We start from the raw sequence: 4,536 nt of genomic DNA, 5'->3' as shown, positions 1-4,536 counted from the left end.
CTGAGGAGGCTCAGCGCATGTCCGCGGAAAGGGAGTTGTTTTCCCCGCCACCATCCTCACACATAAAAGTCTCGAAACTGAGTCTTCCAGAATAGGGTGCTTTAGTTGAGTAATTACTTAACACGAAATTTAAAACGGCATCTCAATGAAAAACTCCGCAAGGTATGATACCTTGCGGAGTTTACTATAGAACTTATGCACCTGCCCATACGTCTTTGGCAAAACGTCCTTCTTCCTCTAGGTCTTCCAGCCATGCTAATGCTGTCTCATAATCGGTTTGATGAACAGCTTGATAACTATGAACAATGGTTTCTGTAACTTCTGGAGCCATCTTGCTGCCATCACCGCAGATATACAAGTGTGCACCATTTTCCAGAAGTGAAACGAGTGTATTTGATTCCTGTTCCATCAAATGCTGTACATACGTTTTTTTCTCATTTTCTTGACGTGAAAAAGCGGTGTGAAGGCTAAGCAGCCCTGCCTTTTCAGCACGCTTCAATTCATCTTCATATAAAAAGTCTTCCTCTGGATGACGGCACCCAAAGAACAAATGTGCTTCGCCAAGGGTTAGCCCTTCCTGTTGTTGAACATGACGGGCTTGAATGAACCCGCGGAAAGGTGCAATGCCTGTTCCAGGACCGACTAAAATCATCGGAGTTGCTGAATCTTCCGGCAACTGGAAATTAGATTGTGGTGTGCGAATAAAACAAGCGACTTTATCGGATTTCCCACGTAGCGCTAAATAGTTAGACGCGATACCTTTATATTCTCCTTTTCCACTCCAAGCTTCCCCACGGACCACACTGACCGTAACACTGACTTGTTGATTGTCTACAGCTGGTGAGCTTGAGATGGAATAATAACGAGCTTTCAGTGGAGGAAGCAATGCCAATAAGCGATTGAATTCCAATTCGCAGGACGCATACTCTTCCAGGATTTCAAGCATCGTCTTCCGTTTCTTCAAGATTTCCTGTTTATAGTTGTCATCTTCAAGCATTTGCTCAAGCTCCTGTTTGTGTGGAGGACAAGGGTTGCTTGATGCCAGTTCCCTAATTTGTGCCCGGGTCGCTGGTTCCTGTAACTCTACATAAGATCTCAGCAGTTCTTCCAGCTGGACAGGCTGATTGGTAGGTAAGTGCGTCGCTTTCCCAGTATCTTCTCCGAGCACAACATACTCTTCACCTTTCAGATCAAAACGAGTCAATGCCCGTTCGACAAGCTCTTCGCTGTTCTGTGGAAGCACACCGAGGTGATCACCCTCTTGATAAGTCACACCAGACGGAAGCTGCAATTCGATGTGCCTTGTACTGCGATCAGCAGAAGACAACAGCTCACGGTTTTCAGAAACTACCGCCGTAAAAGCATGATGAGTGCGGGCAATCGGCGTGTGGGTAACACCACTCACAAACTCCATCGAAACTTGGTTGGAATCGTGATTCGCATCCTCTAGTTCAAGATTAAAATGTTCAGCTAGAGAATCCCATAATTTTTCTTCCCATTTTTCCAGATCACCTTCAAAGTCTTCGCTTGCGTCCCCTTCGCCACGGGGTACAATTCTTGAGGCCCCTTTAACTTCAAGTTCCTCATCTATCAATGTCGGGATTTTCTGGTACGTATTGGCCCAGTTACGGTCTCCACATCCAAATACTGCATATTCGACGCCTTTTAACTCTGTTTCCTTATTTGTATTCAGCCAATTGACGAAAGAGGTCGCATTATCTGGAGGATTGCCATTGTAAGATGCGGATACAATGACCGTCGCACCTTCAGTTGGAAGTTGATCCGTATAGTCATCCAGTGGGGCTGTATTCACTTTAAACCCCTGATGACGGGCTGTTTCTGCAAGCTCACGAGCAACGCCCTCTGAAGTACCGAGGTTAGACCCATACAAGAATAGTAATGGTGTACCATGTTCATTAACCACTGATGGTTTTGCTGCTCCTTCTCTCTTCTCCTCTTTCTTTTCGGAATGCACAGGGGTCTGGATCAGACTGGCATCTTTTCTTGATTTCACTCTCATCGTCAACCCGTCAGGCTTAAGCGTTAAAGTTTCTTTGACATCAAGCTCATAATTCGAGTAATCTTCCAGATCAAAGTGCTGGAGAACCATGCCGAGTACAAGCGTTGCTTCGTGCAAGGCAAATTGTTGTCCAATACATGCACGTTGCCCGTTACCAAATGGTTTATACGCATGATGTGGAATAGCAGATGGATCCTCGAACCGCTCTGGCTTGAAAGCCTCTGTATCTTCTCCCCATACGGACTTGTCACGATGAAGTTCTGGAATAAGTAAGGTGTACGTTTCTCCTTTTTCCACTTCATAAGCACCGTCAAGCGTCGTATTCTCCTTGGCATAGACAGAAAAAGCAGGGGCGGTTGGCCATAAACGTAGCGATTCATTCAGAATCATCCGCACATATTTTAACTTTTTCACTTGCTTATAAGAAGGCGTGTCATTCCCAAGAACTTCATCTACTTCGGCGTACGCTTTTTCCAACTTATCAGGATTCTTTAACAAGTAATAGAGCGCAAAGGACAACAGTCCACTAGTCGTTTCGTGGCCTGCAATTAAGAAGGTGATGATTTGAAAACGAATGTTTTCATCATCGAGTGCTTCTCCTGTTTCTGGATCCTTTCCTTTCAGCATGTGGGCAAGCAAATCGTCTTCCCCTTGATCGCCTGCTTGCTTACGCTCCTCGATTAACTCGTCTACGAGGTTAAACATATAGTTAATGTCCTCTTTATACTGGTGCTTGGACTTAACCATCAGTTTATCCTGGATACCTAGTCGCTGGGTTTGACTCATTGATTCATCTAGTGCACGAACCATTTTTTGTACAAACGGATGGGAGGTCTCACGGTAAAAGCTGTTAAAGCGATAATTAAATCCGCATAAACCGATTGTGTCGAGGGTCAGACGTGTCATATCCTCCGGAACATCGACGGCTTCTTTTGGATTTAAGCGTGCCCACTTTTGAACCAATTGTGTAGCGAGATCGACCATCTTGTCATGGTACCCTTTCATAGCTTGTTGACTAAAGCTAGGCAACAAAATATTATGAGCTTTCTTCCAATTAGGTTCACTCGTTGCACTCGTAAATAAACCATCGCCTCCAAAAGATCGTACTTTTTGGAGAGCTGGCCCTATCTGCTTATCAAAACGAGATTCATCGCAGATCTCAGCTGCAAATCTGGCGTTGGAAACGAACTTACTTTCTCTTCCAGGAAATTGAAATTGATAAATTGGCCCTAACTCTTGAGCAAGTTTCATAAAAGATTGGATCGGTTTGTCTTTATTGATTAATGGAAGGTTCCCCAGCGGTCCATAAGATTTTGGCTGTGGAAGCGTTTGTGACTGATTCATCAGTACCACCTCTTTAGTTAGTTAATAAATAAATAAGGAATGAATATTCATTCCGAAGTAAGAAGAAAGAAGACTGATTTCTCTAATCATGTCTTCGAACAGCATCCCAGCAGCTTTCTTCTATCCCTGACAACAATTCTTCTGTTGCCTCAATTTCTCCAGCTCGAATCAATTTAAACAGTTCAAGAAAACCTCCAAAAATGATTGCGATCAAAGCTGTTGATGGAAGATCGCGTATCACCTTCTCTTCTTTTCCTTCATCCAAGAAGTTTCGAAGTATCGTTAAAAGGTTCTCAAAGTATTCTCTGCTCGTCTCATCAAGAAAATAAGCAGCATTGTGTGTTTTTATAAAATAAAGCGCATGCTCATGTTCATTGGTGAAACGTACCATCCCCTGAAACAGATGATGGAATTGATCCCTGATACTTTCGTCATATGGATAGTCCTCTGAAAGCGTATTTGTAAACATGCTTATATAATATTGAAACAACGTATTGACTAGAACTTCCTTGTTATCAAAATAACGATAAATTGTCCCTGCGCCTACCTTTGCATCAGTCGCGATCATAGGGATCGTTGTGGCATCAAACCCACGTTCTGCAAATAAAGTCAAAGCGCTTTGGAGTATGTTGTCTCGTTTGCTGATTGATGTCGCCATAAATAGCTCCTCCCTCACTTCCGGAATGAACATTCATTCCTTCCCATTGTATGATGTATTATAAGAATTTTCAATCGATCGAATGTCACAGAAAATTAATCGATGAACAATTCTGACATACTATTTACCTTTTAATTCAAATTTATGACCAAACAAGGTTATCTTTTTCCATTTAAGTGGAAATTATCACGGTATAACGTTCTCAAAAGGTGGTCGTAGGTATGAAGAGAAATTTAAGTAAAGGATGGATTTTTTTCTTTGGAGCCTTAGGCGGTTTGCTCTATGGTTATGACACAGGTGTCATATCAGGTGCATTGCTTTTCATCAACGAGGATATTCCACTTTCAAACTTTCTTGAGGGTCTGGTTGTCAGCTCGCTGCTCGTTGGTGCGATTGTCGGTGCGGGGATGAGTGGATATGTATCAGATCGATTCGGTCGGAGACGCGTTGTCTTTGTCATAGCTCTAATTTATGTTATAGGAGCCTTTGTTTTGGCGTTTTCTCCTAATGTTTC

The 4,536-nt window shown here is 43.1% G+C and carries 3 protein-coding genes; 1 reads left to right on the top strand and 2 read right to left on the bottom strand.

Annotation, left to right across the window (positions count from 1 at the left end; genetic code table 11):
• Positions 1-193: 193 nt before the first annotated feature.
• A complete protein-coding gene (locus tag LD39_RS06650) occupies positions 194-3,364 on the bottom strand; it encodes a bifunctional cytochrome P450/NADPH--P450 reductase (RefSeq protein ID WP_035544279.1) in 3,171 nt (1,056 codons plus the stop codon).
• Positions 3,365-3,446: 82 nt separating this feature from the next.
• On the bottom strand, positions 3,447-4,022 hold the full coding sequence (locus tag LD39_RS06645) for a TetR/AcrR family transcriptional regulator (protein ID WP_035544273.1): 576 nt from the start codon (positions 4,020-4,022) through the stop codon (positions 3,447-3,449).
• A gap of 221 nt (positions 4,023-4,243) precedes the next feature.
• Between LD39_RS06645 and LD39_RS06640 the strand changes: the two genes are divergently transcribed.
• Positions 4,244-4,536: MFS transporter (locus LD39_RS06640; protein WP_035544271.1), on the top strand; the 293-nt coding region annotated here is incomplete at its 3' end.

The sequence above is a fragment of the Halobacillus sp. BBL2006 genome, assembly GCF_000786645.1.
Lineage (GTDB): Bacteria > Bacillota > Bacilli > Bacillales > Halobacillaceae > Halobacillus.
The sequence above is the reverse complement of the archived record's forward strand: the minus strand, read 5'-3'. Positions and strand labels throughout refer to the sequence as shown.

Bases quoted from the DNA above. Each gene is read 5' to 3' on its own strand.
- LD39_RS06645 (WP_035544273.1), bottom strand. From the start codon at position 4,022: ATGGCGACATCAATCAGCAAACGAGACAACATACTCCAAAGCGCTTTG.
- LD39_RS06650 (WP_035544279.1), bottom strand. From the start codon at position 3,364: ATGAATCAGTCACAAACGCTTCCACAGCCAAAATCTTATGGACCGCTG.